The 16,405-nt window shown below is 64.3% G+C and carries 16 protein-coding genes; 7 read left to right on the forward strand and 9 right to left on the reverse strand.

Annotated features, from left to right (window positions below; genetic code table 11):
• Nucleotides 1-14: 14 nt before the first annotated feature.
• The 4 genes from YUA_RS0108440 to YUA_RS0108455 form a co-directional block, all read right to left on the reverse strand.
• Nucleotides 15-554, reverse strand: a complete 540-nt coding sequence (locus YUA_RS0108440; RefSeq protein WP_027530281.1) for a hypothetical protein — start codon at nucleotides 552-554, stop codon at nucleotides 15-17.
• A 53-nt stretch (nucleotides 555-607) separates the two neighbouring features.
• A complete protein-coding gene (locus tag YUA_RS0108445; RefSeq protein WP_198029384.1) occupies nucleotides 608-1,210 on the reverse strand; it encodes a YqaA family protein in 603 nt (200 codons plus the stop codon).
• A gap of 46 nt (nucleotides 1,211-1,256) precedes the next feature.
• Nucleotides 1,257-1,661: a phosphoribosyl-ATP diphosphatase gene (gene hisE / locus YUA_RS0108450; protein ID WP_027530283.1), complete on the reverse strand. Its 405-nt coding sequence runs from the start codon at nucleotides 1,659-1,661 to the stop codon at nucleotides 1,257-1,259.
• A 118-nt stretch (nucleotides 1,662-1,779) separates the two neighbouring features.
• Nucleotides 1,780-2,163, reverse strand: a complete 384-nt coding sequence (locus YUA_RS0108455; RefSeq protein WP_027530284.1) for a hypothetical protein — start codon at nucleotides 2,161-2,163, stop codon at nucleotides 1,780-1,782.
• 227 nt (nucleotides 2,164-2,390) lie between these two features.
• Here YUA_RS0108455 and YUA_RS0108460 point away from each other — a divergent pair, with 227 nt between their 5' ends.
• The 6 genes from YUA_RS0108460 to YUA_RS0108485 all read left to right on the forward strand — a co-directional run bounded on the left by YUA_RS0108460 (nucleotide 2,391) and on the right by YUA_RS0108485 (nucleotide 10,060).
• Nucleotides 2,391-3,431: an ABC transporter substrate-binding protein gene (locus tag YUA_RS0108460; protein WP_027530285.1), complete on the forward strand. Its 1,041-nt coding sequence runs from the start codon at nucleotides 2,391-2,393 to the stop codon at nucleotides 3,429-3,431.
• An 85-nt stretch (nucleotides 3,432-3,516) separates the two neighbouring features.
• Nucleotides 3,517-5,325 (forward strand): glucan ABC transporter ATP-binding protein/ permease, encoded by a 1,809-nt coding sequence (locus YUA_RS0108465; RefSeq protein ID WP_027530286.1) that lies wholly within the window; start codon nucleotides 3,517-3,519, stop codon nucleotides 5,323-5,325.
• A gap of 189 nt (nucleotides 5,326-5,514) precedes the next feature.
• Nucleotides 5,515-7,014, forward strand: coding sequence for a D-alanyl-D-alanine carboxypeptidase family protein (locus tag YUA_RS0108470; protein ID WP_027530287.1), 1,500 nt, complete (start codon nucleotides 5,515-5,517; stop codon nucleotides 7,012-7,014).
• Nucleotides 7,015-7,208: 194 nt separating this feature from the next.
• Nucleotides 7,209-8,894 carry a long-chain fatty acid--CoA ligase gene (locus YUA_RS0108475; RefSeq protein ID WP_027530288.1) on the forward strand — a complete coding sequence of 562 codons (1,686 nt, stop codon included), beginning with the start codon at nucleotides 7,209-7,211 and terminating at the stop codon, nucleotides 8,892-8,894.
• Nucleotides 8,895-8,911: 17 nt separating this feature from the next.
• Nucleotides 8,912-9,466, forward strand: coding sequence for a DUF924 family protein (locus tag YUA_RS0108480; protein ID WP_027530289.1), 555 nt, complete (start codon nucleotides 8,912-8,914; stop codon nucleotides 9,464-9,466).
• A 108-nt stretch (nucleotides 9,467-9,574) separates the two neighbouring features.
• Nucleotides 9,575-10,060 (forward strand): peroxiredoxin, encoded by a 486-nt coding sequence (locus YUA_RS0108485; protein ID WP_007597501.1) that lies wholly within the window; start codon nucleotides 9,575-9,577, stop codon nucleotides 10,058-10,060.
• A gap of 180 nt (nucleotides 10,061-10,240) precedes the next feature.
• On the opposite strand, the gene rnhA is transcribed toward YUA_RS0108485, so the two are convergent.
• Genes rnhA through ispH form a run of 3 tightly spaced genes read right to left on the reverse strand, consistent with a single transcriptional unit; the run spans nucleotide 10,241 to nucleotide 12,672 of the window.
• Nucleotides 10,241-10,705, reverse strand: coding sequence for a ribonuclease HI (gene rnhA / locus YUA_RS0108490; protein ID WP_027530290.1), 465 nt, complete (start codon nucleotides 10,703-10,705; stop codon nucleotides 10,241-10,243).
• Nucleotides 10,702-11,697, reverse strand: coding sequence for a homoserine kinase (locus YUA_RS0108495; RefSeq protein ID WP_027530291.1), 996 nt, complete (start codon nucleotides 11,695-11,697; stop codon nucleotides 10,702-10,704). The genes rnhA and YUA_RS0108495 overlap by 4 nt, the downstream gene beginning before the upstream one ends.
• Nucleotides 11,698-11,703: 6 nt before the next feature.
• Nucleotides 11,704-12,672 (reverse strand): 4-hydroxy-3-methylbut-2-enyl diphosphate reductase, encoded by a 969-nt coding sequence (ispH, locus tag YUA_RS0108500; RefSeq protein ID WP_027530292.1) that lies wholly within the window; start codon nucleotides 12,670-12,672, stop codon nucleotides 11,704-11,706.
• 266 nt (nucleotides 12,673-12,938) lie between these two features.
• Between ispH and YUA_RS0108505 the strand changes: the two genes are divergently transcribed.
• Complete coding sequence (locus tag YUA_RS0108505) at nucleotides 12,939-13,634, forward strand: DUF1013 domain-containing protein (protein ID WP_027530293.1); 696 nt, start codon at nucleotides 12,939-12,941, stop codon at nucleotides 13,632-13,634.
• Between the two features lie 251 nt (nucleotides 13,635-13,885).
• Here the strand turns inward: YUA_RS0108505 and YUA_RS0108510 are convergent, their stop codons facing one another.
• Nucleotides 13,886-14,146, reverse strand: a complete 261-nt coding sequence (locus YUA_RS0108510) for a hypothetical protein (RefSeq protein ID WP_035970672.1) — start codon at nucleotides 14,144-14,146, stop codon at nucleotides 13,886-13,888.
• A 168-nt stretch (nucleotides 14,147-14,314) separates the two neighbouring features.
• Nucleotides 14,315-16,225 (reverse strand): propionyl-CoA synthetase, encoded by a 1,911-nt coding sequence (locus YUA_RS0108515; protein ID WP_027530295.1) that lies wholly within the window; start codon nucleotides 16,223-16,225, stop codon nucleotides 14,315-14,317.
• Nucleotides 16,226-16,405: the final 180 nt, after the last annotated feature.

Here is a 16,405-nt window from a genome sequence, read left to right on the forward strand (position 1 = left end):
CGGTGTCACTTGCATCAGTTCTGGCACAGCGCGCTGGTGACGACGGTATCAGTGCGGCAATCATCCGGTTTGCGTTGCCTGCCCGGAATGAGAACTTTGGCCGAGCACTTCTCGGCGGAATCGGTGTTCAGGCTCTTGCCTTCCCTGTAGCCCTTGCCCTGGCAGAGCTGGTTGGCGGCGAGCTTGCAGTCGGGCCCGCCGCTTGACGAGACCGGACAGGCCACGCGCCCCGACACCATCGTGGACGGCCGCGCCAGGCGCGACAAATCGTTCATGGTCTCGCTTGGGCTTTTGATCGGCGGCAGGATCGAGGGCAGCTTGTCGAACAGCTTGCCCATTTCGTTGATCAGCCCGGGGTTTTCCTCACCCGCCGGCGCGGCCGACGGCGCGGGCGTCGAGGGCGACGGCGCAGCCTGCGGCCCCTGCTCCTGAAGACCGAGCGTCGGCGGCGCCGATTGCGACCATCCGGTCCCGCCGACACCGAGCAGGAGCAGCAGCACCGCTGAGATCAGTGTCCCGAGCCGCACTGCCGGATTGCCGGATCGAACCATCATGCGGCAACCGTAGCCGAAGCCGGCGCGGCGTAAAAGCGCGACGGATATGAATCCTAGATCAGCTTGATTGCCACCACGAAGCCGAGCACCAGCACGGCGGCGCCGAGCGCCACCCAGAGGCCGAGATGCTTCTCGATCCGGACCCGGATCCAGTCGCCATACCGGTTGAGCAGGATCGCCACGATGAAGAAGCGCCCGCCGCGCGCGACGATCGAACACAGGATGAAAAGAACGAGATTGTAGCCGGCAAAGCCCGAGGTGATGGTGACGAGCTTATAGGGGATCGGCGTCAGGCCCTTGAGCAGGATGATCACCGCCCCCCACTCCGCGTAGGAGGCGCGGAAAGCATCGACCTTGTCGCCGAGGCCGTAGACCTGGATCAGCCAATGGCCGACTGAGTCGAACAGCAGCGCGCCGATGGCGTAGCCGAGCAGGCCGCCGATCACAGACGTCACGGTGCAGATCGCCGCGTAGAGCCAGGCGCGCTGCGGGCGCGCCAGTGACATCGGGATCAGCATCACGTCTGGGGGAACGGGAAAGAACGAGCTTTCGGCGAAAGCCACGGCACCCATGATCCAGAGCGCGTAAGGCTTGTGAGCGGCGTCGATGCACCATTCGTAGATACGTTTCAGCATGGCGTCGCGATGAAGCACCATGGGACGGATTTGTCCATCGTCAGTTTTTGAGCGATTTGTGACGTTTCTAATGCCGCTTGCGCGCGACGCGGCCCTCGAGCGCGACAATTGGCCGCCGCGCAGCCACCCGCGGTGACGCGACTTTGGGCAGCTTCATCGGCGACTTCGGCAGCTTCTCGGCGATGCCAAGCATATCTTCACGCCGCGCCATCTCGCGCCAAACGTCCTCGGGACGCACGCCGACAGAGGCCCAGAGCACGGTGAGATTGTAGAGCAGATCGGCGCTTTCCCGGATCACGGCTTCGCTATCGCCATGAACGGCATCGATGACCACCTCGATGGCTTCCTCAGCCAGCTTCTTCGCCATTTTGGCCGGGCCGCGCTGAAACAGCCGGGCGGTACGCGATGTTGCCGGATCAAGATCCCTGGCCGCGAGCACAGCCAGATATAGCCGCTCAAGCGAATCACTCATGGTCCTCAAAACTACTCTAAACCAATGGTAGACACGTTAACATCCGACCATAAAAGCAAAGTTTAAGCCGGAGCGGCAAGCGCGCCGGCTTGTTGGTCGATGGCTTATGGCCGATCGGTTAATCGCAACCGTACCCGGAATAGCCGTGGGCGCAGACCTTGTTGTAGCCGCCGTAGCGCTCTTGGTAGCCCGAGCCGTAGTAATATGGACCATAGCCAGGGTAATATGGACCATAGCCAGGGCCGCTGTAGTAAACCGGGCCGCTGTCGTAATAGTAACCGGGACCCGGATCATAGGCGTAGGCGTCACGGCTCGCTGCGATCGCAAGCCCCGTGCCGATGGCACCGGCAATGGCCGCGCCGGCGAAGGCCGCGCCGCCGCCACCATGCCAGTGACGGCCGCCTGCGAACGATGCGGTGGGGGCGACGGTGGTCAGCGCCAGCACCGCGGCGGTGGCGAGAACGGCCTTGCGGCCGGCAAACTTCGAAAATCGGTCAAACATGGCGTGGACCCTCCTTGGGACCTTCATTGGTGCCTCGAGACAGGCTCATGTCTTCGAAACACCCGCATCCCATGTTGGGTTCCCCAACCCCAACAGAAGATGAACGGGGTTGCGTGATCGTGACGCAACCACCGCTCATCTGCCGTTCAGGTTGACGTGATCAGACTTGCCCGCAGCCAGCGCTGCGAGCGTCACGAAACCACAACAATGCGGAACCGGCGCGACCGATGGTTGGATTCAAGACGATCCTCTCTCACTGCCTGCAGGTCTTCTCGATCGTGCTTGCCGCACGCGACGTCGATGCGGCCGAGACGGCCGCGCCGTCTATGGCGATCCACCTCACCTTCGACCGCCCGGTCGATGCGAGCATGGCGCCGCTCTTCATGGCGGCAAAGGACGGTAAGTTCGGCGCCGAACACCTCAACGTGTCCTTCAACAGCGCGGCCGGATCGCCGGAAGCACTTGCGCGCGTTGCCACCGGCAATAGCGAGCTCGCGCTCATCGACATCAACGAGCTCATTCGTTTTCGCGACAAGGCCGATACGCCGCCCATCAAGGCGGTGTTCATGCTGTTCAATCGCGCGCCCTATGCGATCGTCGCTCGCAAGAGCCGCGGCATTCATTTGCTCTCCGATCTCGACGGCAAGACCGTCGGCGTCGCCGACAGCGATCTGTCGATCCGGCTGTGGCCGGCGCTGGCGCGGCAGAACGGCATCGACGTCGCGCATGTCAAATTCTTCAAGATGAGTGCGGCGGTGCGCGAGCCGGTGCTCTCGGCAGGACAGGTCGACGCCGTCGCCGGCTTTTCCTATCTCTCGGCCGTGAATTTGCGCGACCGCGGCGTGCCGGCCGACGATCTCGCGGTGCTGCGTTATGCCGACTATGGCTGCGAGGCCTACGGTTTTGCCGTCGTCGCCAATCCCGCCTTCGCCACGACGAAGCCGGACGCGCTGAAAGGCTTCGTCCGCGCGCTGATTGCGGGCATCAACGCAACTGCGAAGGAGCCGACGCGCGCGGCGGACGAGGCTGCCGGACGCATCGACGACGGCGACCGCGACCTCGAGCTCGCCCGCCTGCGCACCGTGCTCGCCGACAATATCCTGACCGACGAGGTCAGACGCAACGGCCTCGGCGGCGTCGACCCGGCGCGCCTGGAGCGCTCGATCGACCAGGTCGCGGCGGACTTCAAATTCCGCAAGCGTCCGACCGCGGACGACATCTTCGACGGCCGGTTCCTGCCGCCAATCGAGAGCCGGCTGATCAATTGAGCAAAACCGAAAGCTTCCGCTGTATCTCGCGGTCGATCCCTGCTTAGAATATGGGCCCCGCCATTCGCCCGAGTTCTTCGCCCGCATGTCCATCCCCCGCCTCTACACCCGCGTTCTCGAGCTGCTCGGCAAGGAAGCGCGGCTCGGCTGGCTGCTTGCAGTCGCCAATCTCCTGCTGGCGGCCTCGCAATTCGCGGAGCCCGTGCTGTTCGGGCGGATCGTCGACGTACTCTCCGGCAAGGCCGTGGCCGGATCGAACTCGGCCTGGCCTTTCCTGATGGCGTGGGTCGCATTCGGATTGTTCACCATCGGATGCAGCGCGATCGTGGCCCTGCAAGCCGACCGGCTCTCCCATCGCCAGCGCCAGGCGGTGCTGACCAGCTATTTCGAGCACATCCTGCAGCTGCCGCTGACCTTCCATTCCGGCACCCATTCGGGCCGGCTGATGAAGGTGATGCTCAACGGTACGGATGCGCTGTGGCGGCTCTGGCTCGGCTTCTTCCGCGAGCATTTTGCGGCGATCCTGTCGGTGGTGGTGCTGCTGCCGCTGTCGCTCTATCTGAACTGGCGGCTCGCAATCCTGCTGTTCGTGCTTTGCATCGTCTTCACCGCGCTGACGACCTTCGTCGTGCGGAAGACCTTTGGCATGCAGATGGCGGTCGAGGAACAGTATAGCGAGCTCTCCGCACGCGCCTCCGATGCGCTCGGCAACGTCGCGCTGGTGCAAAGCTTCGTCCGCGTTGAATCCGAAGTGAAGGGACTGCGCTCCATCGCCGATCAGTTGCTCGCGGCGCAGATGCCGGTGCTGTCGTGGTGGGCGCTCGTCACCGTGATCACGCGCGCCTCGACCACCATCACCGTGCTCGCGATCTTCACGCTCGGCATCGCGCTGCACGACCAGGGCCTGACCTCGGTCGGCGAGATCGTGATGTTCGTGAGCTTCGCCACGCTGCTGATCCAGAAGCTCGAGCAGGTCGTGAGCTTCATCAACAACGTGTTCATGGAAGCGCCGCGCCTGCGCGAGTTCTTCAACGTGCTCGATGCCGTGCCCGCGGTGCACGACCGGCACGACGCGATCGATGCCGGGCGGCTCTCCGGCCTCGTCGAGTTCAACGACGTCACCTTCTCCTATGACGGCAAGCGGCCCGCGATCGAGGACCTCTGCTTCACCGCATTGCCCAGCCAGACCATCGCACTGGTCGGCTCGACCGGCGCCGGCAAGTCGACCGCGATCGCGCTGCTGCATCGCGCGTTCGATCCGCAGTCCGGCTTCATCAAGATCGACGGCATGGACGTGCGCGGCGTCACACTGACATCGCTGCGGCGAAACATCGGCGTCGTGTTCCAGGAAGCGCTGCTGTTCAACCGCTCGATCGCGGAGAATTTGCGTGTCGGCAAGCCGGATGCGACCGAGGCCGAGATGCGCAAGGCGGCCGAGCGCGCGCAGGCGATCGAGTTCATCGATCGCAGCGGCGGCTTCGAGACCAATGCTGGCGAGCGCGGCCGCATGCTCTCGGGCGGCGAGCGCCAGCGGCTGTCGATCGCGCGTGCGCTGCTGAAGGACCCGCCGATCCTGATCCTGGACGAGGCGACCAGCGCGCTCGATGCAGTCACCGAGGCCAAGGTGAACACCGCTCTCGATGAAGTGATGAAGGGCCGCACCACTTTCGTGATCGCCCACCGCCTCTCCACCATCCGCAATGCCACGCGGATCCTGGTGTTCGAGAACGGACGGGTGACCGAAAGCGGAACTTTCGATGAACTCGTGGCCAAAGGCGGCCATTTCGCTGAGCTCGCCAAGGCCCAGTTCATGGTGCAGGAACAAGCACAGGCCAACGCGCGGCCCGGCGCGACTGCCGCCGAGGCTGCGGCCTCCGCCGCCAAATCCCCTTAACAAGTCCCCGTAGCACCGTCGAAATTCAGCCTATTTCATTGCGGAATACCCGCCGGAAGCCCCTATTCTCGACGCACGAGCCGGTATAGGTTTGCGCTGCCGCGAGCGGCGGCGCTGGATTTCAGAACCGAACATCAGATCACGAGAACCGTCCGGAACCGGCGGATCTCCAAGGACCGGAATCGGATAGTGCACGCCTTTCGCCCGCTGCTTCGCAAATCCCTGTTCAACCTGTTCGCTGCGACACTCGCCGCCGGTGCGCTGCTGGCGCCGCGCATTGCAAATGCCGAAGCGCTGCTTCTGATCGAAGCCGACACCGGCAAGGTGCTGCAAGCCGACAACGCGACCATTCCCTGGTATCCGGCCTCCGTTACCAAGATCATGACCGCCTATGTAACGCTGAAGGCGGTGAAGGACGGCAAGATCACGCTCGACTCGATGTTGACGGTGTCGCCGACGGCTGCCTCGCAATCGCCCTCGAAGATGGGCCTTCGTCCGGGAACGCAGCTCACCGTCGACAACGCGCTGAAGATGATGATGGTCAAGTCGGCGAACGACATGGCCGTGGTGCTGGCCGAAGGCATCGGCGGCTCGATCGACGGCTTCTCCGTGATGATGAACGACACCGCGAAGAAGCTCGGCATGACGCAGACGAACTACGTCAATCCGAACGGCCTGCCTGCGGACGGACACGTCACCTCGGCGCGCGACCTCGGCATTCTCGCCCGCTCGTTCCTGCGCGACCTGCCGGAGTATGAGTACTTCGTGCACATCCCGGCGATCCGCTTCGGCAAGCGCGTCACCGGCAATTTCAACAAGCTGATCGGCCGCTATCCCGGCGCCGACGGTTTCAAGACCGGCTTCATCTGCGCCTCCGGCTACAACCTCGTGGCATCCGCCACGCGCAATGGCCGCCGCCTGATCGCGGTGGTGCTCGGCGCCAATTCCGGCACCGCGCGCGCGGTGAAGGCGGCGCAGCTGCTCGAGCGCGGCTTCAGCCAGGACAATCTGTCGTGGCTGCGGCCCTCGCTCGGCACCGTCGAGAACCTCGTGCCGATCGACGCCTCGCCGCCGAACCTGCGCGAGGAGATGTGCGGCGGTCACCGCAAGCGGCCGGCCAGCGACGACGACGATGCGCTGATCGCGACCAATGGCGGCACCAGCGGATCGGCCTCCATGACCGGCGGCGAAGCCCAGGTGACGTTCTTTACCGCAGGCCTTCAGCCGCCGCTGATGAAGGCGTCCGAGCTGATGGCCTCGGCGCCTGCAGCTGCAGAGCCCGTGGTAGTCTACACCGGCCCGACCCGCACTGGCGCCGCCCTCGTCGCGGCGGTCGCAGCCGACACCGACCAGCAGAACCCGCCGAAGGCGCGTGGCAAGAAGTCGCGTATCGCCAAGAAGCCCGACGCCGGCAGCGACGCCAAGAGTGACGCCAAGAGGGACGCCAAGACTGCCTCCAAGACAGCCGCGGCGAAACCGGCGGCCACCAAGCCAGACGCGACTGCCAAAAGCGACGCCAGGAGCGACACCAAGACCGCGGCCAAACCGGCGGCGAGCAAGCATGCCGCAGCCAAGCCCGATGCGGCGGCCAAGCCTGCGGAGAAGCCGGTGGCGAGCGGCGACCAGGCTGCCAAGCCGGCCAAGCCCAAGGCGGCCACCAAGCCGAAGCCCGCGCCCAACAACAGCTAGGTTACGCTCCAGTCCCGTTACGCTGCGCCCGCACTTCGCACCTGCGGCAGGCGTTTGCGACGATTCCTGTAGCCACTTTCCAACCTTTGCCCTAAGCCTCGACCGCTTGCCAGCCGTTCCGGCAGGCTCGATACTGCCGGCAATGAGGCAAGCCCGAGACACAACGGGCTCTGGCGTTAGAGAGGGGAGTTTCCATGGAGCGCATCTGGCTCAAGCAATATCCGCCCGGCGTGCCCGCTGATATCGAGCCGACGCAATACGCATCGCTGGTCGATCTCCTGGAGGAGAGCTTTGCCAAGTTCGCCGACCGCAAGGCGTTCATCTGCATGGACAAGGCGATCAGCTATCGCGACCTCGACCAGATGTCGCTGGCGCTCGCTGCTTACCTGCAGGGACGCGGCCTGCAGCGCGGCGCGCGCGTCGCGATCATGATGCCGAACGTGCTGCAATATCCCGTGGCCACCGCCGCGGTGCTGCGCGCCGGCTTTGCCGTGGTCAACGTCAACCCGCTTTACACCCCGCGCGAGCTCGAGCATCAGCTCAAGGATTCCGGCGCCGAAGCCGTCATCGTGCTGGAGAACTTTGCGCACACCGTCGAGCAGGTGATCGCCAAGACCCCGGTCAAGCACGTCATCGTCGCCAGCATGGGCGATCTGCTCGGCTTCAAGGGCGTGATCGTCAATCTCGTCGTCCGCCGCGTCAAGAAGATGGTGCCGGCCTGGTCGCTGCCGGGCGCGGTGTCGTTCAACGACGCGCTTGCGGCCGGCCGCGGCCAGACCTTCAACAAGCCGAAGCTGTCGCCCGGCGACGTCGCCTTCCTGCAATATACCGGCGGCACCACCGGCGTCTCCAAGGGCGCCACGCTGCTCCACCGCAATATCGTCGCCAACGTCTTGCAGAACGACGCCTGGCTGCAGCCGGCGCTCGCCTCGCCGCCTCATGTCGATCAGCTCATGATTGTCTGCGCGCTGCCGCTCTATCACATCTTCGCGCTGACGGCCTGCTACCTGCTCGCGGTGCGCGCCGGCGGCTGCAATCTCTTGATCCCCAACCCACGCGACATCGCAGGCTTCGTCAAGGAGCTCGCAAAATACCAGGTCAACAGCTTCCCGGCGGTGAACACGCTCTACAACGGCTTGATGCATCACCCTGATTTCAAGAAGCTCGACTTCTCCAAGCTGAAGATCTCCAACGGCGGCGGCATGGCGGTGCAGCGCCCGGTGGCCGAGCAGTGGAAAGCCGTGACCGGCTGCTTCATCGCCGAAGGCTACGGCCTGTCCGAGACATCGCCGACGCTGACCTGCAATCCCGCGACCACGACCGAATTCTCGGGATCGATCGGCATTCCCGTGCCCTCGACCTGGGTCTCGATCCGCGACGACGACGGCAACGAGGTCCCGCTCGGCCAGCCCGGCGAGATCTGCGCCAAGGGTCCGCAGGTGATGTCGGGCTACTGGAACAGGCCGGAGGAGACCGCGAAGGTCATGACCGCGGACGGCTATTTCCGCACCGGCGACATCGGCGTGATGGACGAGAAGGGCTACACCAAGATCGTGGACCGCAAGAAGGACATGATCCTGGTCTCCGGCTTCAACGTCTATCCGAACGAGATCGAGGAGGTGATCGCGAGCCATCCGGGCGTGCTGGAATGCGCCGTGATCGGCGTTCCCGACAGCGGGTCCGGCGAAGCGGTGAAGGCCTTCGTGGTCAAGAAGGACCCGAACCTCACCGCCGAGGACGTGATCAAGTTCTGCCGCGAGCAGCTCACCGGCTACAAGGTGCCCAAGCAGATCGAATTCCGTGCCGACCTGCCCAAGACCAATGTCGGCAAGATCCTGCGCCGCGAGCTGCGCGACGAGAAGAAGGCTCAGGCGGCGTAAGGCCGCCTCTCCGGTTCATGACTGACATCGGCAACATCACGCCGGCCGGCATTCTCGCCTTCTGGCGCGAGGCCGGCCGCGAGCGCTGGTACAGGCCCGGCGACGCTTTCGATGCGGAGGTCCGCCGTCGCTTTCTCGGGCTCTGGCAGAAGGCGGCCGCCGGCGCGCTGGCGTCATGGGAAGACAGCGATGACGGCGCGCTCGCGCTCATCATCGTGCTCGACCAGTTTCCCCGCAACATCTTTCGCGGCTCGCCGGACGCCTTCGCCAGCGATGCGCAGGCGCGTGAGGTCGCCCGCCGTGCCATCGCACGGGGAACAGACGCGCGAGTTGATCCCATCCTGCTCGAATTCCTCTACATGCCCTTCATGCATTCCGAGCACCTGCCCGACCAGCTGCATTGCGTCGCGCTGTTCGAAAACACCGACAATGCCGAAAACCTGAAATACGCCCGCGAGCACGCCGATATCATCCAGCGGTTCGGCCGCTTCCCCCACCGCAACCACCTGCTCGGCCGCGATACCACCGCCGAGGAGCAGGCCTTCCTCGACGGCGGCGGTTTTGCCGGCTGATGACATAACGGTGAAGGGCCGGTGGCCCCTCAGCTTCCCTCGCCCGCAATATTGTGCAGTCCCGCCGCACGGTCTAAAAAGCGGGACCGATTTTCAGGGAGACTGACGATGGCGATCCAGACTGGCGACAAGCTGCCCGAGGCGAAATTCCGCGTGATGACGGCGGAAGGCCCACAGGTGAAGACCACCGACGATATCTTCAAGGGCAAGAAGGTGGCGCTGTTCGCGGTGCCCGGCGCCTACACCGGCACCTGCCACAAGATGCATCTGCCGAGCATCTTCCTCAACGCCTATGCCATGAAGGACAAGGGCGTCGACACCATCGCCATCGTCTCCGTCAACGACGCCTTCGTCATGAACGCCTGGAAGCGCGACACCGACCAGCGCGACGAGGCCATCTTCCTCGCCGACGGCAATGCCGACTTCGCCAAGGCGATCGGCATGGAGCTCGACGCCTCCGGCAACGGCCTCGGCATCCGCTCCAAGCGTTATTCGATGCTGGTCGAGGACGGCGTGGTCAAGAAGCTGAACTTGGAGGCGATGCCCGGCAAGGTCGAGGTGTCCGGCGGCGATACGCTGCTGGGGCAGCTGTAAGGCTCTCATCGCGCTCAGCCTCATTCTCGGTGTCGTCCCGGCGAAGGCCGGGACCCATACCCCCAGGATAGAGTTGCGGCGCGAGCTGGCAACCGCGAGTCTTCGTCAAACTCGATCCTGTGGTTCTGGATCCCGGCCTTCGCCGGGATGACGATGGAGAGAGGGCGCAATGCGCCCTCGCTACTCCCCCACCCTCTGCTGCAATCGTGCCTTCGCGATCCCATCACGCGCGAGCTGATCGGCCCGCTCGTTCTCCGGATGCCCGGCGTGGCCCTTGACCCAGTGCCAGCGGACCTCATGCGGCTTCAGCGCGGCATCAAGGCGCTGCCATAGCTCCACGTTCTTGACCGGTTTCTTGTCGGCGGTGCGCCAGCCGTTGCGCTTCCAGCCGTGGATCCAGCCGGTGATGCCCTGCCGGACATACTGGCTGTCGGTGTAGAGATCGACGGTGCATGGCTTCTTCAGCGCTTCGAGCGCGGAGATTGCCGCCATCAATTCCATCTGGTTGTTGGTGGTGTGCCGCTCGCCGCCGTTCAGCTCTTTTTCCTTGTCGCCGAACTTCAGGATCGCGCCCCAGCCGCCGGGCCCGGGATTTCCCGAGCAGGCGCCGTCGGTATAGATCGTGACATTGGGAAGCGCGCTCACGCGACCAGTCCTGACGGCATCAGCCCGTAGTCGCGCGCGCTGGAGACGCTCTGGTGGAAGCGCAACTTGCGAAAATATTCCAGCGGGTCCTTCGGCTTGACCAGCGCGCCGGGTGGCACGTTGAGCCAGTCGACCAGCCGCGTCAGCAGGAAGCGGATCGCGGCACCCCGCGCCAGCAGCGGTAGCGCAGCCTCTTCCGCTGTGGTGAGCTTTCGCACGCGACCATAGGCGTTGAGGAAGGCGCGCGCCTTGGTGACGTTGAAGGAATGATCCGGCTCGAAACACCACGCATTCAGGCAGATCGCGACGTCATAGGCCAGCATGTCGTTGCAGGCGAAGGTGAAGTCGATGATGCCTGAGAGCTTGTCGCCGAGGAAGAAGACGTTGTCGTTGAAGAGGTCGGCGTGGATCACGCCCTCGGGCAGATTGTTCGGCCAGACGCCACTCGAGAGATAGTCGAGCTCGGCCGCGAGGAGCGCACGCAGGCCCGGCTGCACCTCATCGGCGCGGTTCGCCGCCGCTTCGAACAGCGGCCGCCAGCCCGCGACTGACAACGCGTTGGCACGCTTGATCGCAAAATTGGCGCCAGCCAGATGCATCCGGGCGAGGCCCTCGCCGACGCCGGCGCAATGCGTCGCGTTCGGCTTGCGCGGCCAGACACCTTCGAGAAAGGTGATGATTGCGGCGGGGCGTCCTGACAGCTCGTGCAGCGCCTCACCGTCTTTCGCCTTGACCGGCAGCGGACAGCTGACGCCGTGCTCGGCGAGATGCGTCATCAGCGCGAGGAAGAACGGCAGATCGTTCTTCGCCACGCGCTTCTCATAGAGCGTGAGGATGAACGAGGCCTGCCGGTTTCCTTGGCTGGTATGCAGCAGGAAATTGGTGTTCTCGACGCCCTCGGCGATGCCCTTGTAGGAGAGCAATTCGCCGAGATCGTATTGCTTCAGGAAGTCCGCAAGCTCGTCGGCGGCAACGTCGGTATAGACCGCCATAAAAGTCTACTCGGCGGCGGCTTCGGGGCGCACCTGACGCGGCAGCGGGAAGAACTCGTTTTCTTCCGCGGCCGAGACCGTCTCCACATGCAGCGTGTAGCGCTCGGCGAACGCGTCCATGATCTCCTCGACGATCACTTCCGGTGCGGACGCGCCCGCGGTGATGCCGAGGCTCTTGATGTTGCCGAACCTGGTCCAGTCAATGTCGGTGGCGCGTTGCGCCAGCACCGCGATCCCGCAGCCTTCGCGCTCGGCGACCTCGCGCAGGCGCTGCGAGTTCGACGAATTGGGGGCCCCGACAACGATGAGCGCGTCGACCACCGGCGCCACCTTCTTCACCGCGAGCTGGCGGTTGGTGGTGGCGTAGCAGATGTCTTCCTTGTGCGGCCCGTTGATGTTCGGGAAACGCTCCTTGAGCAGCGCCACGATCTCGGCGGTGTCGTCGATCGACAGCGTGGTCTGGGTCACGAAGGCGAGGTTGTTGGGGTCCTTCGGAGAAATGGTCTTGGCGTCCTCGGCGGTCTCGATCAGGGTGACGGCGCCGACCGGAAGCTGGCCGAGCGTGCCGACCACTTCGGGATGATGCGAATGGCCGATCAGGAAGATCTCGCGGCCGCGCTTGAAGTGGATCGCGGCCTCGCGGTGCACCTTGGTCACCAGCGGGCAGGTCGCATCGAGCGAGAACAGGTTGCGGGACGTCGCGTCGGCGGGAACCGACTTCGGCACGCCATGGGCCGAGAACACCACCGGCGCCGTGGTGTTTTCGGGGATTTCAGCCAACTCCTCGACGAAGATGGCGCCCTTTTTCTTCAACCCGTCGACGACGTATTTGTTGTGCACAATCTCATGGCGAACATAAACGGGGGCGCCGTATTTATCGAGCGCCCGTTCCACGGTGTCGATCGCCCGGACCACCCCGGCGCAGAAGCCGCGGGGAGAACAAAGCACGATCTTGAGGTCTGGTTTGGCTGACATTGAGCGATCTCGGGACCGAATCACCCAATCGCCTTCTGGCGGGGGACGGTCGATGGATGGAAAAGGGCCTAAAACGGTCTGCTTGGACTTTATAGCGACTTGAGAGGGAATTGGGCCCCCTTTCGGGCGCTGTCAAGGCACTATCTATAGCAGAACCATTGCGTGGCTGCCCCCTCCGGGCTTATATAGCGCGCATTCCCTGTCATCGCTGATGACCACCGGTTTCGCCTCCTGAGGGGGTGGGCGAAGCACAAAGGAGATTTGCCATGAGCAACGCACCTCTGATGCCCAAGGCGACCGCCGTCTGGCTGCTCGACAATACCGCGCTGACTTTCAACCAGGTCGCCGATTTCACCAAGATGCATCCCCTGGAGGTCCGGGCGATCGCTGACGGTGACGCTGCGCAGGGGATCAAGGGCATGGACCCGATTTCCAATGGCCAGCTGACCCGCGAGGAGATCGAGAAGGGCGAGAAGAACGAGGACTACCGGCTCCGTCTCCAGGAGAGCAAGGTCGTGCTGCCGCCCCAACCCAAGCGCAAAGGCCCGCGCTACACCCCGGTGTCGCGCCGCCACGAGCGCCCCAGCGCCATTCTCTGGCTGCTGCGCAGCCATCCGGAGCTCAAGGACGCCCAGGTCATGCGTCTGGTCGGCACCACCAAGAGCACGATCGCCAGCGTCCGCGACCGCACGCACTGGAACACCTCCCAGCTGACCCCGATCGACCCGGTCACCCTCGGCCTCTGCTCGCAGATCGAGCTCGATTTCGAAGTGGCGCGCGCGGCCAAGGAAAAGCCGATCGATGCAGCCTATGGCGGCGCCACCCTGCTGCCGGCCTCCGAGACCACCAAGAAGGACGAGTACGAGCCGTCGGAGAAGTCGAGCGACGACCTCAACGTCGACGCCGTGTTCGCCAAGCTCAAGACGCTGGGCGGCAAGAAGCACGAGGAAGAGGAGGAGTAGTCCTCTCTCTTTTATTCGTCATCTAATGCAAACGCGGCGGGAAAACCCGCCGCGTTTTTGTTTCATTGTGAGAGGAGATCCTCGCCACACTCTCAGGTGTCGTCCCGGCCTGGTGCGCAATTGCGCACGGGGGGCCGGGACCCATAACCACAGGGTCGGGTTTGGCGAAGATTAGCCGCTCGGTACGCTTACCGCCGCGATCGACAGATCACGCGGTAGGGTCCCGGCCTTCGCCGGGACGACGACGTGCCTCACGGCCGATCGGGATGGTTCAGCATGTATTCGCCGAGATCGCGCTGACGCCGATCGGAGCGGGCGGTGGCGGCGTTGCGCTGGACATCGCGGTCCTTGCGGCAGGCCACGTATTCCGGCGAGCCCACGGCATAGCCACGGCTCTGGCAGACCGCGTCATCGTCGTCACCGCCCATCGCGGTCGGCGTCTGGTAACGCGTCGAGCAGGCGGAGAGAATGAGGCCCGCGATAGCAATCGCAAGCAACGGCTTCGCATTCATGGCAGGTCTTTCATCCTCATGGTGAGGAGCCCGCGCAGCGCGCGTCTCGAACCATGAAAGGCCCGGATGCAGCAGCGAGGCCTTTCATCCTTCGAGACGCGCCAAGCGCGCTCCTCAGGATGAGGGTTGAGCGGAAAAATGCGGCCTATTCAAGCCCCATCTGCACCGTCACACCCGCCCCTTCAGCGCCTCCCCGATCTCGTCCAGCACCTTGGGGTCTTCGATCGTCGCCGGCATGGTCCAGGCCTCGCCGTCGGCGATCTTCTTGATGGTGCCGCGCAGGATCTTGCCCGAGCGCGTCTTGGGCAGGCGACCAACGGTGATGGCGAGCTTGAACGCGGCAACGGGGCCGAGCCTGTCGCGTACCAGCGCCACGATCTCCTTCTCGATCTCCGCGGGCGGGCGCTTCACGCCGGCCTTCAGCACCAGGAAGCCGCAAGGCACCTCGCCCTTGATCGCATCCTTGACGCCGAGCACGGCGCATTCGGCCACATCGGGATGCGAAGCCAGAATCTCCTCCATGCCGCCGGTGGAGAGCCGGTGGCCGGCGACATTGATGATGTCGTCGGTGCGGCCCATCACGAAGACATAGCCGTCCTCATCCTTGTAGCCGGCATCCGAGGTCTTGTAGTAGCCGGGAAATTCGCTCAGGTACGCGTCCCTGAAGCGCGCGTCCTGATTCCACAGCGTCGGCAGGCAGCCCGGCGGCATCGGCAGCTTGATGACGATCGAGCCCATCGTGTTGGGACCGACAGGCTTTGCGGCTTCATCCACGACGTCGACCTGGTAGCCCGGCATCGGCACGGTCGGCGAGCCGTGCTTCACCGGCAGCTGGCCGAGGCCCACCGGATTGCCGGCGATGCACCAGCCGGTCTCGGTCTGCCACCAATGATCGATGACAGGCACCTTGAGCTGCTGCTCCGCCCATTCCACCGTCGGCGGATCGGCGCGCTCGCCGGCGAGGAACAGCGTGCGGAATTTGGAGAGGTCATATTGCCGGATGAACTTGCCTTCCGGATCCTCTTTGCGGATCGCGCGGAACGCGGTCGGCGCGGTGAAGAAGGCGACCGCCTTGTGCTGGCTGATCACGCGCCAGAACGCGCCGGCATCGGGCGTGCCGATCGGCTTGCCCTCATACATGATCGAGGTCGCGCCATGCAGCAGCGGGCCATAGATGATGTAGCTGTGGCCGACCACCCAGCCGATGTCGGAGCCGCACCACCAGACCTCGCCCGGCTTGACGCCATAGAGGTTGAACATCGACCATTTCACTGCGACGAGGTGCCCGCCATTGTCGCGCACGACACCTTTGGGAATGCCGGTCGTACCTGACGTGTAGAGGATGTAGAGCGGATCGGTCGCGGCGACCGGCACGCAAGGCGCTTTCTTGCCGTCGTTCATGGCCTTGCGGCGCAAGCTCGCCCAGTCATAGTCCCGCCTTGGCGTGAGGTCGCAGATCAGCTGCGGACGCTGCAACACGATGCAGGCCTTCGGCTTCGCGGTCGCGAGCTTGATCGCCTCGTCGAGCAGCGGCTTGTACTGCACGATGCGGCCGGGCTCGATGCCGCAGCTTGCGGAGAGAATGAGTTTTGGTTGCGCATCGTCGATGCGGGTCGCAAGCTCTTTTGCGGCAAAGCCTCCGAACACCACGGAGTGCACCGCACCGATGCGCGCGCAGGCGAGCATGGCAACCACGGCCTCCGGCACCATCGGCATATAGAGGATGACGCGGTCACCCTTGGCGACGCCAAAATCCTGCATGATGGCGGCGAGCGCCTGCACCTCGGCCAGCAACTCGGCATAGATGAATTTCGTGACCGAACTGGTGAGCGGCGAATCATGGATCAGCGCGACCTGGTCGGCGCGGCCACGCTCGACATGGCGATCGAGCGCGTTGTAGCAGGTGTTGACCACGCCGCCGGTAAACCAGCGGCCGTAGACACCCTGGGTGGCATCGAAAATCTTTTTCGGCGGCTCGATCCAGTCGATCTCCTTCGCCGCCTCGGCCCAAAATCCCTCGGGATCGGCCAGCGAGCGCGCATGGACCTCGTGATAAAGACTCTTTCCCTGGGCATTCATGCAGGCGCTCCCGTTCCCTTGATTGGCCTCGCCTTGACCTGACGGCAGGGTAGAAGTCCCGCCATGACAGGGATCAAGTGCCGGCCTTGTTTGAGGGGTATTGTCCCGGGAACGGGCCGCGGTTCAAGCTGAAAAGAACGTATCTTGTCCCTCTCCCCGTTCTTACGGGGAGAGGCGAAG

The organism is Bradyrhizobium sp. WSM3983, from assembly GCF_000473045.1.
GTDB lineage: Bacteria > Pseudomonadota > Alphaproteobacteria > Rhizobiales > Xanthobacteraceae > Bradyrhizobium.

Coding starts and splice junctions, on each gene's coding strand:
- YUA_RS0108440 (WP_027530281.1), bottom strand. CDS start 554: ATGATGGTTCGATCCGGCAATCCGGCAGTGCGGCTCGGGACACTGATC.
- YUA_RS0108445 (WP_198029384.1), bottom strand. CDS start 1,210: ATGGTGCTTCATCGCGACGCCATGCTGAAACGTATCTACGAATGGTGC.
- hisE (WP_027530283.1), bottom strand. CDS start 1,661: ATGAGTGATTCGCTTGAGCGGCTATATCTGGCTGTGCTCGCGGCCAGG.
- YUA_RS0108455 (WP_027530284.1), bottom strand. CDS start 2,163: ATGTTTGACCGATTTTCGAAGTTTGCCGGCCGCAAGGCCGTTCTCGCC.
- YUA_RS0108460 (WP_027530285.1), top strand. CDS start 2,391: ATGGTTGGATTCAAGACGATCCTCTCTCACTGCCTGCAGGTCTTCTCG.
- YUA_RS0108465 (WP_027530286.1), top strand. CDS start 3,517: ATGTCCATCCCCCGCCTCTACACCCGCGTTCTCGAGCTGCTCGGCAAG.
- YUA_RS0108475 (WP_027530288.1), top strand. CDS start 7,209: ATGGAGCGCATCTGGCTCAAGCAATATCCGCCCGGCGTGCCCGCTGAT.
- YUA_RS0108480 (WP_027530289.1), top strand. CDS start 8,912: ATGACTGACATCGGCAACATCACGCCGGCCGGCATTCTCGCCTTCTGG.
- YUA_RS0108485 (WP_007597501.1), top strand. CDS start 9,575: ATGGCGATCCAGACTGGCGACAAGCTGCCCGAGGCGAAATTCCGCGTG.
- YUA_RS0108495 (WP_027530291.1), bottom strand. CDS start 11,697: ATGGCGGTCTATACCGACGTTGCCGCCGACGAGCTTGCGGACTTCCTG.
- ispH (WP_027530292.1), bottom strand. CDS start 12,672: ATGTCAGCCAAACCAGACCTCAAGATCGTGCTTTGTTCTCCCCGCGGC.
- YUA_RS0108505 (WP_027530293.1), top strand. CDS start 12,939: ATGAGCAACGCACCTCTGATGCCCAAGGCGACCGCCGTCTGGCTGCTC.
- YUA_RS0108510 (WP_035970672.1), bottom strand. CDS start 14,146: ATGAATGCGAAGCCGTTGCTTGCGATTGCTATCGCGGGCCTCATTCTC.
- YUA_RS0108515 (WP_027530295.1), bottom strand. CDS start 16,225: ATGAATGCCCAGGGAAAGAGTCTTTATCACGAGGTCCATGCGCGCTCG.